The sequence below is a fragment of the Thermomonospora catenispora genome, assembly GCF_006363815.1.
GTDB lineage: Bacteria > Actinomycetota > Actinomycetes > Streptosporangiales > Streptosporangiaceae > Thermomonospora > Thermomonospora catenispora.
This window is the reverse complement of sequence record NZ_RRYT01000005.1, coordinates 167,537-186,060: the sequence shown is the minus strand read 5'-3', so window position 1 is coordinate 186,060 and position 18,524 is coordinate 167,537. Positions and strand designations below refer to the sequence as shown.

General features: G+C 73.7%; 17 protein-coding genes. 8 read left to right on the top strand and 9 right to left on the bottom strand.

Annotation, left to right across the window (positions count from 1 at the left end; all coding sequences use genetic code 11):
- Positions 1-291 precede the first annotated feature (291 nt).
- The 4 genes from EIO00_RS06635 to EIO00_RS06620 form a co-directional block, all read right to left on the bottom strand.
- Complete coding sequence (locus EIO00_RS06635) at positions 292-2,607, bottom strand: heavy metal translocating P-type ATPase (RefSeq protein WP_140176194.1); 2,316 nt, start codon at positions 2,605-2,607, stop codon at positions 292-294.
- A 78-nt stretch (positions 2,608-2,685) separates the two neighbouring features.
- The gene (locus tag EIO00_RS06630; RefSeq protein ID WP_140176192.1) at positions 2,686-3,618 is read right to left on the bottom strand and encodes a hypothetical protein; all 933 of its coding nucleotides are present in this window, start codon (positions 3,616-3,618) and stop codon (positions 2,686-2,688) included.
- A 6-nt stretch (positions 3,619-3,624) separates the two neighbouring features.
- Positions 3,625-3,831, bottom strand: a complete 207-nt coding sequence (locus EIO00_RS06625; RefSeq protein WP_140176190.1) for a heavy-metal-associated domain-containing protein — start codon at positions 3,829-3,831, stop codon at positions 3,625-3,627.
- An 839-nt stretch (positions 3,832-4,670) separates the two neighbouring features.
- Positions 4,671-5,129 (bottom strand): SSI family serine proteinase inhibitor, encoded by a 459-nt coding sequence (locus EIO00_RS06620; RefSeq protein WP_241661172.1) that lies wholly within the window; start codon positions 5,127-5,129, stop codon positions 4,671-4,673.
- 22 nt (positions 5,130-5,151) lie between these two features.
- Between EIO00_RS06620 and EIO00_RS06615 the strand changes: the two genes are divergently transcribed.
- Positions 5,152-5,487: a rhodanese-like domain-containing protein gene (locus EIO00_RS06615; protein WP_140176188.1), complete on the top strand. Its 336-nt coding sequence runs from the start codon at positions 5,152-5,154 to the stop codon at positions 5,485-5,487.
- A 43-nt stretch (positions 5,488-5,530) separates the two neighbouring features.
- Here the strand turns inward: EIO00_RS06615 and EIO00_RS06610 are convergent, their stop codons facing one another.
- Positions 5,531-5,911: a hypothetical protein gene (locus EIO00_RS06610; protein WP_140176186.1), complete on the bottom strand. Its 381-nt coding sequence runs from the start codon at positions 5,909-5,911 to the stop codon at positions 5,531-5,533.
- 313 nt (positions 5,912-6,224) lie between these two features.
- Here EIO00_RS06610 and EIO00_RS06605 point away from each other — a divergent pair, with 313 nt between their 5' ends.
- Complete coding sequence (locus EIO00_RS06605; RefSeq protein ID WP_241661175.1) at positions 6,225-7,985, top strand: PAS domain-containing sensor histidine kinase; 1,761 nt, start codon at positions 6,225-6,227, stop codon at positions 7,983-7,985.
- Between the two features lie 614 nt (positions 7,986-8,599).
- Positions 8,600-9,109: an ATP-binding protein gene (locus tag EIO00_RS06600; RefSeq protein WP_241661171.1), complete on the top strand. Its 510-nt coding sequence runs from the start codon at positions 8,600-8,602 to the stop codon at positions 9,107-9,109.
- Between the two features lie 9 nt (positions 9,110-9,118).
- Here the strand turns inward: EIO00_RS06600 and EIO00_RS06595 are convergent, their stop codons facing one another.
- Positions 9,119-10,312 (bottom strand): arginine deiminase, encoded by a 1,194-nt coding sequence (locus EIO00_RS06595; RefSeq protein ID WP_140176182.1) that lies wholly within the window; start codon positions 10,310-10,312, stop codon positions 9,119-9,121.
- A gap of 157 nt (positions 10,313-10,469) precedes the next feature.
- Here EIO00_RS06595 and EIO00_RS06590 point away from each other — a divergent pair, with 157 nt between their 5' ends.
- From EIO00_RS06590 to EIO00_RS06580, 4 genes are all read left to right on the top strand, one after another.
- Positions 10,470-11,681 carry an MFS transporter gene (locus EIO00_RS06590; protein ID WP_140176180.1) on the top strand — a complete coding sequence of 404 codons (1,212 nt, stop codon included), beginning with the start codon at positions 10,470-10,472 and terminating at the stop codon, positions 11,679-11,681.
- 223 nt (positions 11,682-11,904) lie between these two features.
- Positions 11,905-12,036, top strand: a complete 132-nt coding sequence (locus EIO00_RS25555) for a hypothetical protein (protein WP_277752852.1) — start codon at positions 11,905-11,907, stop codon at positions 12,034-12,036.
- Between the two features lie 127 nt (positions 12,037-12,163).
- Positions 12,164-13,351, top strand: coding sequence for an elongation factor Tu (tuf, locus tag EIO00_RS06585; protein ID WP_140176178.1), 1,188 nt, complete (start codon positions 12,164-12,166; stop codon positions 13,349-13,351).
- Between the two features lie 170 nt (positions 13,352-13,521).
- The gene (locus tag EIO00_RS06580; RefSeq protein ID WP_140176176.1) at positions 13,522-13,932 is read left to right on the top strand and encodes a nuclear transport factor 2 family protein; all 411 of its coding nucleotides are present in this window, start codon (positions 13,522-13,524) and stop codon (positions 13,930-13,932) included.
- 105 nt (positions 13,933-14,037) lie between these two features.
- Here EIO00_RS06580 and EIO00_RS06575 read toward each other — a convergent pair whose 3' ends face one another.
- The 3 genes from EIO00_RS06575 to EIO00_RS24475 all read right to left on the bottom strand — a co-directional run bounded on the left by EIO00_RS06575 (position 14,038) and on the right by EIO00_RS24475 (position 16,715).
- The gene (locus tag EIO00_RS06575) at positions 14,038-14,715 is read right to left on the bottom strand and encodes a hypothetical protein (RefSeq protein WP_140176174.1); all 678 of its coding nucleotides are present in this window, start codon (positions 14,713-14,715) and stop codon (positions 14,038-14,040) included.
- 179 nt (positions 14,716-14,894) lie between these two features.
- Positions 14,895-16,457, bottom strand: a complete 1,563-nt coding sequence (locus EIO00_RS06570) for a long-chain-fatty-acid--CoA ligase (RefSeq protein WP_140176173.1) — start codon at positions 16,455-16,457, stop codon at positions 14,895-14,897.
- Between the two features lie 87 nt (positions 16,458-16,544).
- Positions 16,545-16,715: a hypothetical protein gene (locus EIO00_RS24475; RefSeq protein WP_175596143.1), complete on the bottom strand. Its 171-nt coding sequence runs from the start codon at positions 16,713-16,715 to the stop codon at positions 16,545-16,547.
- Positions 16,716-16,897: 182 nt separating this feature from the next.
- Here EIO00_RS24475 and EIO00_RS06565 point away from each other — a divergent pair, with 182 nt between their 5' ends.
- Positions 16,898-18,439 carry a HEAT repeat domain-containing protein gene (locus EIO00_RS06565; RefSeq protein WP_140176171.1) on the top strand — a complete coding sequence of 514 codons (1,542 nt, stop codon included), beginning with the start codon at positions 16,898-16,900 and terminating at the stop codon, positions 18,437-18,439.
- Positions 18,440-18,524 lie beyond the last annotated feature (85 nt).

The window sequence follows — 18,524 nt, the reverse complement described above, 5'->3', positions numbered from 1 at the left end:
AACCGTCGAAAGCCTTGCGCCCGCCGCGCCCGCCGCGCGCCGACCGCCGCGCCGAGGCGACGTCGCGGCGGGACCGGCTCCGTCCGTCCCCGCCGCCGGCCCGCGGCGGGACGACCCCGCTCATCCCGCCGCCGGGACGCGGAGGTCGGGCCCGCACGCCGCCCCGTATCCCGGCGGCGTGCGGGCGGTCCCGTTCGCCTCACCGGATGCGACCGCACAGGCCGGGCCGGGTCCTGTGCAGGCGATACGGTCTTCCCGTTCCGCCGGCCCCTCATCCGGCCGGGACGGGGCTCAGGGGGCGGTGGCGGCGGCCTTCTCCGGGGCCGCGGCCGGCGCCGGCCGCCGCGGGACGTCGGCGGTCAGCGGCGTGAAACGGCGCAGGCGGAGGCTGTTGGCCACCACGAACACCGAGGAGAACGCCATCGCGCCACCCGCGATCATCGGGTTGAGCAGGCCCGCGGCGGCCAGCGGCAGAGCGGCGACGTTGTAGGCGAACGCCCAGAACAGATTGCCCTTGATGGTGGCCAGCGTCCGGCGCGACAGGCGGATGGCGTCGGCCGCCGCCCGCAGGTCGCCGCGCACCAGGGTCAGGTCGGAGGCCTCGATGGCCGCATCGGTGCCGGTGCCCATGGCCAGGCCCAGGTCGGCCTGGGCCAGCGCGGCGGCGTCGTTGATCCCGTCCCCGACCATCGCCACGGTGCGCCCCTCGGCCTGCAGGCGCTTGATCACCTGCACCTTGTCGGCGGGCAGCACCTCGGCGATCACGTCGTCCGACTCGGGGTCGATGCCGACCTCGGCCGCCACCGCACGGGCGACCGCGGCGTTGTCGCCGGTCAGCAGCACCGGCCGCAGGCCCAGCTCCCGAAGCCGGGCGACGGCCTCGGCGGAGGTCGGCTTGACCCGGTCGGCGACCGTGAGCACCGCCCGGGCCGCCCCGTCCCAGCCGACCGCGACCGCGGTGTGCCCGTGGGACCGGGCCTCCTCCAGGGCCCGCCGCAGGGAGGGCGGCAACCCCCAGGACCGCTCCTCCAGCAGGCTCGGGCGGCCGACCAGCACCTCGCGTCCGTCCACGGTCCCCTGCACGCCCAGCCCTTCGAGGGCGGCGAAGTCCGTCACGGCCGGCAGTCCGCCCACCCGTTCGCGGGCGCCCTGGGCGACGGCCCGCGCGATGGGGTGCTCGGAGGCGTCCTCCAGCGCTCCCGCCAGCCGCAGCGCCTCCTCGACCGTCACCCCGTCGGCGGTGAACACCTCGACCAGGCTCATCGTGCCGGTGGTGACGGTGCCGGTCTTGTCCAGCACCACGGTGTCGATCGCGCGGGCGCCCTCCAGCGCCTCCGGGCCCTTGATGAGGATGCCGAGCTGGGCGCCCCGGCCCGCGCCGACCATCAGCGCGGTGGGGGTGGCCAGGCCCAGCGCGCACGGGCAGGCGATGATCAGCACCGCCACGGCCGCGGTGAACGCCGCCGCCGCGCCCGCGCCGCTCCCCAGCCAGAACCCCAGGGTCGCCACCGCCAGCGCGATCACGACCGGGACGAAGACCCCGGAGATCCGGTCGGCCAGCCGCTGCACCCGGGCCTTGCCGCTTTGCGCCTCCTCCACCAGGCGGGCCATCTGCGCCAGCCGGGTGTCGGAGCCGACCCGGGTGGCCCTGACGACCATGCGCCCGCCGGTGTTCACGGTGGCGCCCGCGACGGGGTCGCCGGGACCGACCTCGACCGGCACGGATTCGCCGGTCAGCATGGAGGCGTCCACCGCCGAGGAGCCCTCCTCGACCACCCCGTCGGTGGCGATCTTCTCTCCGGGGCGGACCACGAACCGGTCGCCGACGGTGAGCCGCTCGACGGGGATGCGCTCCTCACGGCCGTCCCGCAGCACCGCCACGTCCTTGGCGCCCAGCTCCAGCAGCGCCCGCAGGGCGGCTCCGGCGCGGCGCTTGGAGCGGGCCTCGAAGTAACGGCCGGCGAGGATGAACATGGTGACCCCGGCGGCGGCCTCCAGGTAGATGTTCATCGACCCGTCGCCGCGGGTCATGGAGAGCTCCCAGCCGTGCCGCAGTCCCGGCGTCCCGGCCTCGCCGAAGAACAGCGCCCACAGCGACCAGCCGAACGCCGCCAGCGTGCCCAGGGAGATCAGCGTGTCCATGGTGGCGGCGCCGTGCCGCAGGTTGATCCACGCCGCCCGGTGGAACGGCCATCCGCCGTACGCCACGACGGGGGCGGCCAGGGTCAGCGACAGCCACTGCCAGTTGTCGAACTGCAGGGCCGGGATCATCGCCATCGCGATGACCGGCACCGACAGCGCGATCGAGACGATCAGCCGCTGCCGCAGCGGGGTCAGCTCATCGGGTGCGGCGTCGGGTTCGGTCTCGGCGGCCGGGGGCTCGGGCAGCGCGGCGGTGTACCCGGCCTTCTCGACGGTGCCGATCAGGTCTTCGACGGTGACGTTCCCGGAGGTGACGGTGACGGTGGCCCGCTCGGTGGCGTAGTTGACCGTCGCGGTCACGCCGTCCAGCCTGTTCAGCTTGCGTTCGATGCGGGCCGCGCAGGAGGCACAGGTCATCCCGCCGATCGTCAGCTCGATCCGCCCGGACGCGGTGCCGGTGCTCATCGTCCCTCCTGTCGCTTCGGTGGTGTCGTGGACGGTTTCCGCATCGCCGCCGGCCCGGGAACGGGCCGTCGGAGGGGGTCAGTGGCCGTGGGCGTGGTCGTGGCCGTCGTCGGGCGGGGCGGGCCGGGCGGAGGGGGCGGCGGCGTCCGGTCCGGCGACGACGGTGAACTCGGCGGTGCGCACCTTCCCCCGGTGCTTGAAGTCCAGGTAGAGCCGGTAGGCGCCGGCGCCGGGGGCCTCGGCGTGGAAGGCGATGTCCGGGCCGGCCCCGGTCCCGCCGTCGGGGTGGACGTGCAGGTACGCCAGGTCGCCGCCGCGCAGCGCCACCAGATGCCCGTAGGCGCCCAGGTAGGGCTCCAGGTCGGTGACCGGTTCGCCGTCCCGGCTCACCGACAGGGTCAGCCGGCCGGGCCGTCCGGGGACGAGGGCTCCGGTCAGGGTGACCCGGTAGCCGTCCACGGTGGCGGTCCGCTCCGCCGGGGGCGGTTCCTGGGGCCGATAGTCGCCGGGCACGGTGAGGTCCATGCCGAGGGTGAGCTGCTCGGCGGCCTCCTGCGGCCGGAAGTCGGCGAAGACCCGGTACGGCCCCGGGTCGGGCAGCGCGAGCGGGACGGACCATGTGCCCTGAGAGTCCATCCGGGGGTGCAGGTGTCGGTAGTTCCGCAGGTCGCGGCGGACGACGATCAGATGCAGCGGCTTGTCGTGGATCGTGGCGAACCGGGTGACCGGTCGCCCGTCCGGCCCGTGCACGGCGAAGCGGAGCTCGCCTCGCCGCTCCGCGCGGAGCGGATCCGAGTGCGGGACGAGCGTGTACCCGTTCTGTGAGATCTGCAGCCCGCCCGGCAGCGGCGGTCCGCCGTCGTGGTGCTCGGCGGTCCGCGCCTCGTGCCCGTGGGCGCGGGCCGTCCCCTGTGCTCCGAGGGGGCCGGCGAGCCGGCCGACGCCCAGCGCGCCGGCGAAGACCACGGCCAGGCCGAGAACGTAGGCTCCCAGCTTGGTCGGGGTGTTCACGATGGATCAGTCCTTCACGCGATAGCCGGCCTCCTCGACGGCGGCCCGGATCCGGGCGTCGTCGAGGGCGCTCTCGCCGGTGACGGTCATCCGCCCGCTGTCCAGGTCGACCTCCACGGCGGTCACGCCGGGCACCTGGCCGACCTCCTCCTTGACCGAGGCGACGCAGTGTCCGCAGGTCATCCCGACGACGGTGTAGGTGCTCGTGCTCATCCGAAACCCTCCTCATTTACCCCTGGGGGGTATGTTGCACTCCATGCTGCAGGACCGCGGCCTCACCGGCAACCCCTACCCCCTACCCGTTTATGAGACTTGCATCATAGGTGCTCACATACCGGGACGGGGTAACGGCCCCCTTCACCCGCCATGGGGTGCAACACCGTGCGGGCGGCGGTGCTTCCATCCGCGCCGGCGGCCGGGCCGAAACCCGCCCCCGGGCGGCGGAGCCGGCGCGCCGCCCGGCCCGCGCGACGCCCCCGTGCACGGCTCCGCACGGCCGCCCCACGGCCTCGCCCACGGCAGGGGCCGCCGTGCGCCGCCTCGCACCCGGCTCCGCCGCGGGGCCCGCATCGCGGCGCCGCACCCTCTCGGAGCGCGCCCGCCCCGGAGGTCGGGCGACCGCGCCGCCGCGCGCCCCGTCCCCGCGCCCGCCGCGCGCCGTGGCGCACCCGCCTCACGCCCGCCGCACGTCGTCGCGCCCGCGGCCGGATCGTCAAGCGCGACACGGCCCGTTGCGCGTCCGTTATCCACAGGGCTGGGGATGTCGGGGCGGGAGGCGGGCCGAGACGTGCGGGACATATGCACAGGTATGCATATGCACACGACAGGGGGACAGCGGGCCTCCGAAGTTATCCACAGGCTTGTCCACAGCAATCCACAGGGACGTGGACACGGTGGACAACGCCCGCCGACCCCGCGGCGCGCCCCCTCGCCGGGCGCCCGCGGGCGGAGGGGCCGCCGGCCGGCGACACGATACGGCCGCCCGGCGCGCCGCGCACCCGGAACGCCGGGCGCGATCCTCACCGGTCCGGGACGAGTCGATGATCGCCCGGTCAGCCGGTGGGGCCGAAGAGCGGGGCGACCCGCTGCCAGCGGTCGATCTCACAGCCGTTCAAGCGGGTGAAGCGGGCGTCGACCCTCGCGCCGCGCCAGGTGCCGGTGACCCTGGCGGTCTGGTCGCCGCCGTGGATCTGGGTGCAGACGGCGCCCGCGGGGACCGGCTCGAAGGGCTTGTCCGCCGCCGCGAGGGCCCGGCAGGCGGCCTGCGGGTCGGGATGGGCGCCGCCGGCGGGATCGCAGGTGAGGGTCCACACGACGGCCGACGCCCCGGGCTCGGCGCGGACCTCGACGGTCAGCTCGGTCCGCGGCGCCGGTGACACGCTCGCGGGCGGGGCGTCCGCGGAGTCCTCGGCGCCGCAGCCGCCCAGGACGACGGCGGCGAACGCGGCCGCGCCCGCCGCGGCGGTCAACGACCTCCAGTACCCCATGGAGGATTCGACGTGCACGGGCACGACAAGGTTCCATGGAGGTGTGATGTTCTTCGGACAGAGCGTCCCGGCCGTGGGCGTGACCGACCTTCCTCAGGACGCGTACCTGCTGGACGTCCGCGAGCAGGAGGAGTGGGACGCCGGCCACGCCCCGGGCGCCGTGCACATCCCGATGAGCGAGCTGAACGAGCGGGCGGCGGAGATCCCGCGGGACCGCGAGGTGTACGTGGTGTGCCGGTCGGGAGGCCGCTCCGCCCAGGTGACGGCGGCGCTCAACCGGGTCGGCTGGACCGCCCGCAACGTCGACGGCGGGATGCAGCGGTGGGCCGCGGCCGGCCTGCCGATGGTCTCGGAGACCTCCGAGGAGCCCTACGTGGCCTGAGGACGCGTCCGGAACCGCCCGGCCGGGGCACGCCCGTGATCGCCTAGCAGTTGCCCAGGCAGTCGGCGCGGAACAGCTCCTCCTCGCCCGACCGGACGACGAACTCGCCGCGCACCCAGTCCGACCTGCTCAGCGGCGCGGTGGAGGTGACGATCGCGATGAGGGTGATCTCCCGGCCGTCCTCGGCGGCGCCCCGGCAGGTGAACGCCGTGGCGGAGGGGTCCTCGTTCTCCACGTCGCAGGACAGGTCGCCCTTGAGGGGGATGCCCGTCCGCTGCTCGATGGCCTCGGCGCCGGCGACCTGGAGCATGCCCTGACGTTTGCCGATCTCGAAGCCCTCCTTGGCGGCCTGGCCGACTTCTCCGCAACCGGTGAGGGCGAGCAGGGCGACGGCCACGGGCAGGGCGATGGAGGCGCGTGTCACGAGGGCAGCGTAAACCGGACGTCTGACGGCAGCACGGAAATATCACCGCCGCACGCCTTCGGTGACCGCAACCGGACAACGCGCCCGCGAGGGCGGACCCGACCGGGCCGGATCCGCCGCCTCGGTGGTGATCCTGCGGTGACATGGCCGTTCACGTGGGAACTTTCCCTCCGGCTTCGCCCGGCGCGGGAAGGGGACCGGTGGCACGATGACAGGCGTGGTTCCCCCTCCAGACCCTCCGGACGGCCAGGACGCGATCGTCCGCGCGGTCATCGAATGCGCCGCCGACGCGATCGTCGCGGTCGACGAGCGGATGCGGGTGTCGCTGTGGAACCCGGCGGCCGAGCGGATGTTCGGCTGGTCGGCCGCCGAGGTGCTGGGCCGCATTCCGCCGATCATTCCGCATGAGCTCCAGGCCGAGCACAACGCGGTGCTGGAGCGGGTCCGCCAGGGCGGGCAGATCTCCATCGCGACCCGGCGGTTCCGCCGCGACGGGCGGCTGATCGACGTCCGGATCGACACCAGCGCCCTGCACGACCCGTCCGGGAGGCTGCTCGGCTGGGTCGGCGTCTATCACCCGGTCGGCGAGGCCGACGGGGCGCAGCACCACATGGCCGAACGGGCCCGGCTGGTGCGGCGGCTCAACGAGGTGGTCGCCGACCTGAACGCCGAGCTGGACCTGGGCACCGTGCTGGACCGGATCACCACCGCGCTGATCGAGCTGACCGGGGCGGACGCCGGCGGGTTCGTGCGGATCGACGGGGAGCGGCTGGAGCTGGTCAGCATGCACGGCCTGCCCGAGCGCATGCGCGGCGCGGTCGCCGAGCTGCGCCCCAGCCTGGTCGGCGAGCTGCTGCGGTCGGGCAAGACGGTGATGATGGCCACCGGGGAGCCCCGGCCGGGCGATCCGATCTGGTCGCGACTTCCGGGCCTGCACACCATCGCGCTCGGCCTGTCGTATCTGCAGAACAAGCCCTACGGCGCGCTGTACGCGCTGTTCTCCGGCCAGAACGTGGGGCACGCCGAGCTGGAGCTGCTGGAGCTGCTGGCCGGGCACGCCGGAGTGGCGGTCGGCAACGCGGTCGCCTACGCCGAGGTCGTCCGCCAGCGCGCCCACGAACGCGCGGTGATCGACTCCAGCGCGGACGGCATCGCCGTCCTGGACCGCGGCGGGCTGGTCCGCCAGTGGAACCCGGCGGCCCGCAGGCTGACCGGCGTCCCGGCCTCGGAGGCGATCGGCCGGCCGCCTCCGTTCGAGGTGCCCGCCCCCGGCGAGACGCTCACCCAGCGGCTGCCGTCGGGGGTGTGGCTGAACGTGCTGTGCGCCGAGGTCACCGAGACCGGCGAGCTGGTGGTGGACTTCCGGGACGTCACCGAGGCCAAGGACCTGGAGGAGGCCAAGGACCTGTTCCTCGCCACCACCAGCCACGAGCTGCGCACTCCGATCACGGTGGTGCAGGGGTTCGCCAGCACCCTGGTCAACCGGTGGGACAAGCTCTCGGACGCCGATCGCCGTGCCGCCGTGGAGACCATCGCCGAACGGGCCCGGGCGCTGGCCCGGCTGGTGGAGCATCTGCTGCTGGGCTCGCGCGCCGGGGCCGGGGAGCTGAAGGTCACGATCGAGAAGTTCGATCTGGCCCGGCTGCTGGAGACCGCGGTGGCCGGGTTCCGTTCGCTGTCGGACCGGCACACCGTGGAGCTGGAGGTGGCCGACGACCTGCCGCCGGTGCGAGGGGACTGGATGGCCACCGACATCATCGTGGGCCAGCTGCTGGAGAACGCCTTCAAGTACTCCCCCGAGGGCGGCACGGTGTCGGTCCGGGCCTGGGCCGAGGGCGGGGACGTGGTGGTGACGGTCTCCGACGAGGGCGTGGGCATCGCCCCCGGCGACCATGAACGGATCTTCGAGCGCTTCGTCCAGGGCGAGGCGGGGGACCGTCGTCGGTTCGGCGGCATCGGGCTGGGCCTGTACATCGTGAAACGGCTGGCCCAGGCCCAGGAGGGGGACGTCTCGGCGCACTCCCGCCCCGGCAGGGGCGCCACCCTGCGACTGACCCTCCGCCCGGCCGACTGACCGGCGGGCGGGGATCCCGGCGTCCGGCTCCGGCGTCCCGGGGTCCGGCGTCGTCGGCGCACGGTGCGGCCGCCGGGCCCGCCGGCGGAGGCGGTCCCGTCCCCGCGGCCCGGCCGGTGACCGGCGATCCGGACTCCGCGCGGCCGCCGGATCCACCGCCCGGAACGGCTCCCGTCCCGCGCCCGGTGATCGGGACCCCGCGCGGCCGCCGGATCCGTTGACGCGAGCGGCCCCCGCCCTCGCCGGGCCGGGCAGGACACGAGCAGGCAATTTGCCTGCGATGTCTGATGTGTGACCAATGAAACGCCGATGTTAGGAGTAATCCCGGTCACAGGTGGATAGGTCACGTTGCGGACTCGCTCACCATCGACATGGGTTTGGGGGTGATTGGCCGTGGCGAGGGGTCGGTCACCCGTCGTCTCGGAAAGAGCGACATGTCACCCTTGTCGAACGGGTCGTCGCCCGGCCAGCGGACCGAGGAGGTCCTCACCGGGTCGGACGCTCCGCACCGGCCGGACGGGCCTCGTCGGCGCACGTCAGGCGTGTTTCCGGTCGTCTGCATCAGGGCATTTCGGTCGTAGCATGTCCGACGGATCGCTACCGGGCCGGGGGAGGTGAGGGCGTCGAGCGCCGTACTGCTGCCGCACGCGCCGTCGAGCGTCGCGATCGCCCGCCGGCGCCTCCGCTCGGAGCTGCGGGCCTGTGGAGTGCGGTCCAGCGTGGTGGACGACGCGGCGGTGATCGTCAGCGAGCTGCTCAGCAACGCGCTCCGCCACGCCCGGCCCCTGCCGTCCGGACAGATCCAGGTGAGCTGGACCCGCACCGGGGACGTCCTGGAGGTCGCGGTCAGCGACGGCGGCGCGATGACCGAGCCCCGCCGCGGCCAGCCCACCCTCTCCTCGCTCGGCGGACGCGGCCTGGGCATCGTGGAGGCCCTCGCCGAGCACTGGGGCGTGCGTCACGAGGGCGACCGCACCACCGTCTGGGCCGTGCTCAGCGCCCCCTGCGACCCCCATCCGCAAGGCGGCTCGGTGCCCAAGCTCGCCCAGACCGCCGCCTTCGCCGACGACGCCGAGGTCGCCGACTCCGCGTCGTGGCACCACACCCGCTTCGCGGGCGGCTGAGCGCCCCGCTCAGATCGGGTCGCGCCGGATCGGGCAGGACATGCAGCGCGGGCCGCCGCGGCCGCTGCCCAGCTCACTGCCCGCGATGCGGATCACCTCGACGCCCGCCGCCTCGAGCCGGGCGTTGGTCTCGGTGTTGCGCTCATAGGCCACGGCCAGGCGGGGGGCGATCGCGAGGGTGTTGTTGCCGTCGTCCCACTGCTCGCGCTCGGCGGTGACCGGATCCAGGCCGGTGTCGATGACGTGGAGCCGGTCCACGCCCATCGCCTCGGCGGCGGCCTCCAGGAACGGCCGTTCCTCCTCGATGCGCAGATCCTCCTCGCCCGGGCGGACGGTGTAGGCGGTCAGCGAGTGCGCCACCGGCGGATACATCACCACGGTGTCGACGTCGACCATGGTGCAGACGGTGTCCAGATGCATGGTGGCCCGCTCCTGCGCGACCGGGACGGCCAGCACGGTGTGCGCCGCCCCGGCGGCGAAGACCTGCCGGGCCAGCCGCTCCACCCCCGCGGGAGTGGTGCGCTCCCCGGTGCCGACCGCGATCACCCCGGGCGCCAGCAGCAGGATGTCGCCGCCCTCCACATGCTCCAGCTCGGGCCGGTAGACCAGCTCCACGCCGCGGAACCGGGGATGGTGCTCATAGATCAGCCGGGTCAGCGAGCTCTCCCGGCGGCGGGCCCGCATCGCCAGGCTGGTCACCGCCGCCCGCGGGCCGATCCAGGCGCTGGAGTCCCGGGTGAACAGCAGGTTCGGCAGCGGGTCGATGATGAAGTCGCGCGGATCCATCAGCCGGTAGACCAGGCCGTGCCCCGCCTTCAGCTCCTCGTGGGCCAGCCCGGCGACCAGGATGTGCGCCAGCCGTTCGGGGTCCAGCTCCTGCAGGTGGCTCTTCACCACGGCGCGGAGCCGGTCGCCCAGCCGCCGATCGTCCACCGCATCGGCGATGGCCTCCCGGCGGGCGTCGTCGTACTCCAGGACGTCCTGCAGCAGCTCCAGCAGGTACAGCACCTCGACGCCGTGGTCGCGCAGCGCCTGCGCGAAGGCGTCGTGCTCCTCTTGCGCCCGGTCGACCCAGGGGATCCCGTCGAACAGCAGCTTGTCGTTGTTGCGCGGGGTGAGCCGTTTGAGCTCGGCCCCCGGCCGGTGCAGCAGCACGGTGCGGAGCCTGCCGACCTCGCTGTCGACCCGATAATCAGCGGTCACTTTGTCCAGCCTATTCCGTGGTGTCCCATCGGCCCGTCGAACCGGGACGAACCTTCCCCGGCAAGGCCCCTCCTCCCGTACGACGAGTCCCTCCCGGACCGCCGTTTATGCTCGGGATCGGCATGCGCACTCCCCCCGACACCATCGAGCGGCGCCGATGAGCCGGCGCGTCCCCGTCCACGCGGTGCACCTGGGCGCGGCCACGCTGCTGCGCGTGTCCGCCGAAGGGCTGGGGGCCGGGCTGGTGCTGGTCGTCCAGGCGCGCACCGGGCAGCCCGCGCTGGCCGGGTTCCTGCAGGCGGCGGTGATGCTCCCGTACGTGGTGGCCGGCCCGGTCGTGGGCCATGCGCTGGACCGGACCGGACGCCCCCGGGCCTTCGCCCTCGCCCTGGCGGGCTGCTATGTGCTGGCCGCCGCGTCGCTGATGCTGACGGCGGGGCGGGTGCCGCTGGCCGTGGCGCTCGCCGTGGCCGTGGCGGTCGGCTGCGCCGAGCCGATCGTGGTGGCGTTCACCGGGCTGCTGCCCCGGTTCGTCCCGGCCCACCGGCTGACCAGCGCCTACGGGCTGGAGGCGGCGACCTACAACATCGCCGCCATCGCCGGCCCCGGACTGGCCGCGGCCATGGCCGCCGGGCCGGGCGCCGAATACGCGGGGCCGGCGGTCGTGGGCAGCGCCGCGCTCGGGCTGCTCCTGCTGCCGCTGTGGGCCGTTCCCCCGCCCTCCCCGACGTCGTCCGGACCGCCCGCCGAGGCCCCGCCGGCCACCGGCCGGTGGCCGGCTCTGGAGGTGATCGCCGGCGGCCTGGTGGTGCTCCTGGCCAACCGGGTGCTGCGGGCCGTGACCTGCGCGACCACGGTGGCGTTCCTCGGGGTGGGCGGCGTGGCGGTCACCGCCGTGCTGTTCGCCGAGCATCTGGGGGAGTCCGCCGGCATGGGCGGCCGGCTCATCGCCGCGTTCGCCGTCGGGTCGCTGATCGGGTCGCTGGCCTCGGCCCGCTGGCTGTCGGCGCGGCGGGCCGAAGGGGTGCTGCTGGGCGGGATGGTGGCGTTCGGGCTGGCGCTGGCGTCGATCGTCGCGGCCCCGTCACCGTCCTGGGCGCTGGCGGGGTTCGTCCTGGCGGGCGTGTTCGACGGACCGGTGTTCGCCGCGACGCTGACCCTCCGCCAGCGCGAGGCGCCCGCCGACCGGCTCGGCCAGGTCAACACCACCGGCGGCAGCCTCAAGATCGGCTCCGCCGCGCTCGGCGCGGCCCTCACCGGCGCCCTGGCCGCCCCCCTCGGCGCCGTCGGGCTGCTGCTGGCCATCGCCGCCTGCCAGCTGCTGGGCGCCGCGGCCGGAGCGCTCCTGCTCCTGCGCGGGCGCGGCTGATCCGCGCCACGGACGGGTCCGCCCCGCAGGCTCCCCCGGCTCCTCCGCGGACGCGGCCGACCCGCGTACGGCGAGAACATCCCCACCCCGCTCTCGCCGGCCCCTCCGCGGGCGCGGCCGCCCCCGCGGCGAGGGATGAGGAGATCCGCCTCCCGGACCGCACGAAGCGCACCGGACATTAATTCGATGGACCGGAGCGGAACGATCTTTTACGCTCACAAACATGTTCCCCACGGCCGACCTCGAAACGCGCGCGGAATTCGTTCCGTCGAGCGCGCTGTCGGCCGTGTTCTCCACCGTGGTCACGGCGGCCCGGAAGGCATCTTCCGACGCATTTGACGGCCTGCGACGCTGACCCTCCTCCGAGCCGTCCCGCGAGAACCGTCGGAGGAGGGTGGCCCTGCACCGGCAAAGGCCTTTCCCCGGCCTTCCCGGAGGTTCTCACATTCCTTTTCCCGATTTCCCGTGAGGACGCAGCGATCATGGCCAAGCAGCTTTACGAGCGCACCAAGCCGCATCTCAACATCGGCACGATGGGGCACGTCGACCACGGCAAGACCACCCTCACCGCGGCGATCACCAAGGTGCTCGCCGACCGGGGAATGGCCAGGGCCGTGCCGTTCGACCGCATCGACCGGCACCGGGAGGAGCGCGAGCGCGGCATCACCATCAACATCGCGCACGTCCACTACGAGACCGCCACCAGGCACTACGCCCACGTGGACATGCCCGGCCACGCCGACTACATCAAGAACATGATCACCGGCGCGGCGCAGATCGACGGGGCGATCCTGGTGGTCTCCGCGCTGGACGGGCCGATGCCGCAGACCCGCGAGCACATCATGCTGGCCCACCAGGTCGGCGTCCGGCACATCGTGGTGGCGCTCAACAAGGCCGACGCGGTCGAGGACGAGGAGATCCTGGAGCTGGTCGAGCTGGAGGTCCGGGAGCTGCTGTCGCGGTACGGGTTCCCCGGCGAGGAGGTCCCGGTGGTGCGGGTCTCCGGGTTGCGCGCCCTGGAGGGCGACCCGTACTGGACGGCGCGGATCGTCGACCTGCTGAACGCCGTCGACGAGTACGTGCCGGTGCCGCAACGGATCCTCGACCGGCCGTTCCTGATGCCGGTCGAGGGGGTGCTGTCCATCACCGGCCGCGGCACGGTCGTCACCGGCGTGGTCGCCCAGGGCTCCCTGCGGGTGGGCGACCCCGTCGAGGTGGTCGGCCTGAGCGAGCAGGCGCTGTCCACGGTGGCCATCGGGCTGGAGACGTTCGGCCAGGTGATGGACCGCGCCGAGGCGGGCGACAACGCCGCGGTGCTGCTCCGCGGCGTCCGCCGCGACCAGGTCCGCCGCGGCCAGGTCCTCAGCGCCCCCGGCGCCATCCGCCCCTACCGCCGGTTCCGCGCCCGGGTCCGGGTGCTGACCGCCGACGAGGGGGGCCGGAGCAGGCCGTTCCACCACGGCTACCGGCCGCAGTTCTACTTCCGCACCACCGACGTGGTCGGCACGATCGACCTCGGCGGCGAGGACGCCATGGCCCTCCCCGGCGACCTGGTGGACATGTCGGTGGAGCTGGGCAGGCCGGTGGCGCTGTCGGAGGGGCTCGGCTTCGCCATCCGCGAGGGCGGCCGCACCGTGGGCGCCGGCACGGTGACCGCTCTGAAGGACTAGCCGCGACCACCGGCGGCCGTCCCCACGGGGACGGCCGCCGGTGCCGTCCGGACGGTCGCCGCGCCCCGACCCGCCCGCACGGCGGACGACACCGGGACTCCGCCGGTGACCTGACCCGATGACCTGAGAGGTCATGGATTCCGTGACGCGCGTCCCGGAGGCTTGGGGGCATGAGCACCGAAGAGACCGTCGCGGAACTGCTGGCCCGGATCGGCGCAGGAGATGCAGAACGCATCGCGGAGATGTTCGCCGAGCCGGTCGACTGGGGCCTGAGCTGGCCGGACGAGGGGCATCCGGCGGTGCCCTGGATCCGGCCCCGCCGCACGCGGGCCGACGTCGCCGATCACTTCCGTTCGCTGGACGCGGCCCATGTGCGGGAGCGGAACGGCACCACGGTGGACCGGATCGTGGTGGACGGGGCGGACGCGGTGGTTCTGGGGCGGATCGTCCAGGTGGTCAAGGCCACGGGACGTGCGTACGAGTCGCCGTTCGCGGTGCACCTGACCGTGGAGAACGGGCTGATCAGCCGGTACCGCATCTACGAGGACAGCCTGACGGTGGCGAACGCGCTCAGCGGCTGACCGGCCGCGCCGACGGCCGTCATCCGGCCGATCGCCGCCCATGCCCTGCCGCTCCACCCGCCACGCCCGCCGCGCCGACCGCCCTTCGGGGCGGGGACCGCTCGATCACTCGCCCGCACCGCGCCGGCTCCGCCGTGCCCTCACGGCGGTGAGCAGGATCCCGGCCGTGACCGCGCCGGCGGCATGCGTCCACCGGACGCCCGACCGCCGACGCGGGCGCCCGTCCCGGACGGGTGTCTCCTCCGGGACGGCCGGTGGGGGATCGGGGACGGCCGCCGGGGGATCGGGTGAGCGGTCGTCCGCCTCGATCAGGCGGCGGTCCCGGCGCAAGGACCTCAGCTCACGGCACCGCGTCCACAGCCCGTACAGGCCGCCGCACGTGAGGAACGAGCCGAACAGGAGCGTGGGCACCACCCCGCCCCAACGGGCATATCTGCCGGGCGGATGAACGGACGGCCCCACCCCGCCGGGATCGATGGCGGGCACCGTCTGTCCGGGCGTCAGGTCGTCCTCGCCGTAGCCGAACAACTCGGCGGAACGCTCGGGCGTGCCGTCGTCGGGGATCCACTGCCCCCGCCAGTGGCAGATCCTCGGGCAGTGCCAGTCCGATGCGACGAACCGGCCCTTGACGCCCTCGCCCCGCTCGACCCGCAGGCCCGCCCACGCCTCGACGGTTCCCAGCACCAGGAACGTCCCGCCCACGGTCAGTGTCAGGACCATCCAGGCGATCGCCCAGCGCACCCGGCCGATCCGCCAGGTGATGCTCCATCCCTCGTTCCTCATCGACCACCGCACCGTCGCGGGATCCGCGTGCCCGCGCAACGTCGAGACATCGTCTGCGGCATGGCGGCCGGCGACGAGCGCCTCGTCGCCGGCTCACCCCGGCGGCCGCGGAACGCCGCACGGAGCCGCACGGGTCCGGCCGCCGCACCGCACGAGCCCGGCGGCCGGACCCCTGGGGGTCAGTGAACGGCGCGCTCCTTGCCCTCCCAGTAGGGGGCGCGGAGCTCGCGCTTGAGGACCTTGCCGGTGGGGTTGCGGGGGATGGCGTCGACGAAGTCGACGGAGGTGGGGCACTTGAAGTGGGCCAGGCGGTCCCGGCAGTAGTCGATGATCTCCTGCTCGGTGACCTCGCCGGAGGCGACCACCACGGCCTTGGGGGTCTCGCCCCACTTGTCGTGCGGGACGCCGATGACGGCGCAGTCGGCCACCTTGGGGTGGCTCATCAGGACGTTCTCGACCTCGGCGGGGTAGATGTTCTCCCCACCGGAGATGATCATGTCCTTGACCCGGTCGTGGATGTAGAGGTAGCCGTCGGAGTCCAGGTAGCCGGCGTCGCCGGTGCGGAACCAGCCGTCGTCCAGCAGGGCCGCCTCGGTGGCCTCGGGCAGGTCCCAGTAGCCGATCATGTTCTGCGGGGACTTCACCAGGATCTCGCCGACCCGGCCGGTGGGCAGCTCCTCGCCGGTCGCCGGGTCGACGATCTTCAGCTCGGTGCCCTCGTTGGGGACGCCCGCGCTGGCCAGGCGGTGCGCGTTGGGACCGTCGGGGTCGTGGTCCTCGGGAGGCAGCGCGGTGACCGCGCCGGTGGTCTCGGTCAGCCCGTACACCTGCATGAACTTGGTGCCGGGCAGCAGCTTCATGGCGCCGCGCAGCACCTCCTGGCTGATCGGGGACGCCCCGTACAGCAGCATCTGGAGGCTGGAGAGGTCGCACTCGGCGACCTCGGGGATGCTCTGCCAGAACAGCAGCAGCACCGGGACGAGGAAGATGTGGGTGACCCGGCGACGCTCGATCTCGCGGGCGATGCCGACCGGATCCGGCTCCCGGCTGATCACGCCGGTGATGCCGTCGAAGATCACCGCCACGCTCAGCGCGTTCCCGGCGATGTGGTACATCGGCATCGCGATCATCATGCGGGTGCTCTCGTCGATCTCCCACAGCTCTCGGCTCTTGGGCAGGATCGACAAGAAGTTGTCGTGGGTGAGCATCACCCCCTTGGGCCGCCCGGTGGTGCCCGAGGAGTACAGCTGGACGAACACGTCCGAGGTCGCGCCCCGGTGGGCGGGCGGGGCGGGATCGTGCGCGGCGACCCAGTCGGCGTAGTCCAGCCGGGGCTCGGCGGTGCCCTCACCGTCGATCACCGCCAGGTGGGTGGTGTGCTCCAGGTCGCCGGCGATCGCGTCCAGCACCGGGACGAACTCGGGCCCGACGACGAACACCTTGGCGCGGGCGTTGTTGACGATGTAGGCGACCTCTGCCGGTGCCAGCCGGTAGTTGACCGGGACCTGCACCGCGCCGATCCGGGCGGCCCCGAACAGCAGCTCTACGTATTCAATTGAATTCTTGTCCAAAATGGCCACGCGGTCGCCCGGAACGACGCCTGCGGCATGCAGAGCGGAGGCCACCCGGTCCACCCGCTCATCGAACTCACGATACGTGATCTCTCGATCACCATAGAAGAAGGCGATCTTGTCCGGAACGGCGCGGGCGCGCTCCCGCAGAACATCGCTCAGAGGCTGCATGGGTGGAGGCCCCTTTCACCCGGCGTGACGGTGACCTACATCCTGCGATAAGCGGACACTTCCCACAAGCCCCTGAGCAAGCGCCGGTCAGGTTCGCGCCCCCGCCTTGGCGACCAGCGTGACGACCAGCATCACCACGACCGCCACCAGACCGACCGTGAAAAAGAACTTCAGCATCGACAGGATCGCACCGAGGACCGCCAGCACCAGCCACAGCGCCAACACGATCCCCGCGACCTTCAGAACCGTTGCACCCATGGGTTCACCGTATGCATCCGATTACCGCGTCGCATCCCTCTGCAGGATGAGATCCCCCTGAGGGGACCCTGAAAACCCCTTTCCAGGGGGGGCGAAAGCACCCCTGGCCGGAAACGGCCGACGCCCTGGCGCGCACCAGGCGTGCCGTCCGAGCGTCCCATCCTTCGAAGGGGGCGGCGCGCATGGGAACCGGACACCAGATCGCTTTCTTTGTGCGGGAACTGTCGCAGGCGACCGATCCGAAACGGCGCGCGGCGGCGGCGAAAGGGCTCGGGCGGCTCGGAGGCCCCGAACACGCCGCACCGCTCACCGAGGCGGCCCGCGACCCCGACCCGGCCGTGCGCACCGCCGCGGCGATCGGACTGGGCCGCCTCGGCGCCCCCGGAACGGATCACGTGCTGATCACGCTGACGACGGACGACGCCCCCCAGGTGCGCCGTCAGGCAACGCGCGCCGTCAACCGGCTGGCCCTGACCGGCCCTCAGGTCGTCGAAGCGTTCGCGAGGCTGCTGACCGACGAGGAATGGCACGTGCGGCTGAACGCGGTCACCGGGCTGCGCCGCCTGGGCGTCCCCGGCGACGCCGACGCGCTGCTGCGGCTGCTCGACGATCCCCACCCCCAGGTCCGGGGACATGCGCACGCACTGGTCAGCGCTCTGATGCCCGACGACGACACCGTGTCGGCCGCGGTGCTGCGCACGGCATGGCACGGTCCTGACCGGGCCCGGGCCGCGGCGCTGCGGATGCTGCCCGCCCCGCCCACGGCCGAGGCCCGCCGATGCCTGCTCACAGGCCTGCGGTCCCGATCCCCCGACGTACGGCTCGCGGCGGTGTGCGCCCTGCATCACGACCCGGCGTCGCAGACCACCGACGCCCTGGTGACGGCGCTGGAGGCCGAACGCGCACCGCAGGTCGCGCAGGCCCTGCTGAGCGTTCTGGGCCGCCGCGGGGAACACCGTCTCGCTCCGACGGCGGTGCGCTGGCTCGACCATCCGGACGTGGCCGCATGGGCCATGCACGCGCTGGCCGACATCGACGCGCCCGGCGCCGTGGAACGGATCAGGTCCGCCCTCACCCGGTGGCGGAACGTCCCCTCCGTCCGGGCGGCCGCCGCCCGGACCCTGGCCCGGCTGGGCGACCGGCACGCCGCCGCCACCCTGGCGGCCCTCGCTCACGACCCCGACCTGACCGTGCGGTACGGCGCGATGGACGGCATGGCGCTCCTGGGCGACCGGCGGCGGCCACGCCGGGAACGCCGCATGATCACCGAGGTGCTCCTCGACCGTCTGACCGGCGACCCGGCCCTGGTCTGGTTCGCCAGGAACGCGCTCGCCCACTATCCCGAGGCGCTTCCCCGGCTGCGGCGGCTGACGGCCACGACGACGAGCCACCAGGTCCGCGCCGCGGCGCTCTCGCTGCTGGAGCCCCACGACGTCGACTACTTCCTGGCGCATCTGAACGACCCGGTCCCCGCGGTCCGCCACCAGGCCCTGTACGGCCTCCTCCGCTGCGTGCGGACCCATGGGGATCTTCCGCCGAACGCCCGCGACGGTGCGGTCGGCGTCCTCACCGACCTGGCCCGCGACGACGACGCCCCCCATGTCCGCGAAGCGGCGCGCACCGTCCTGGAAGCCCTCGGCGCCCCGCCCGGCCGGGCGGCCGGGAACGCCGCGGACGAGCCCTCCGGGTCGCGGCCGGATCCCGGGCCGTCACCGGGGGCATGAGCCCCCGGCCGTGCACCGGGAAAGCCGGCCCCGCCCGCGGAGCCGACGAGCGGCTCCGAACGTCTGAACGGACGCGAAGTCGACC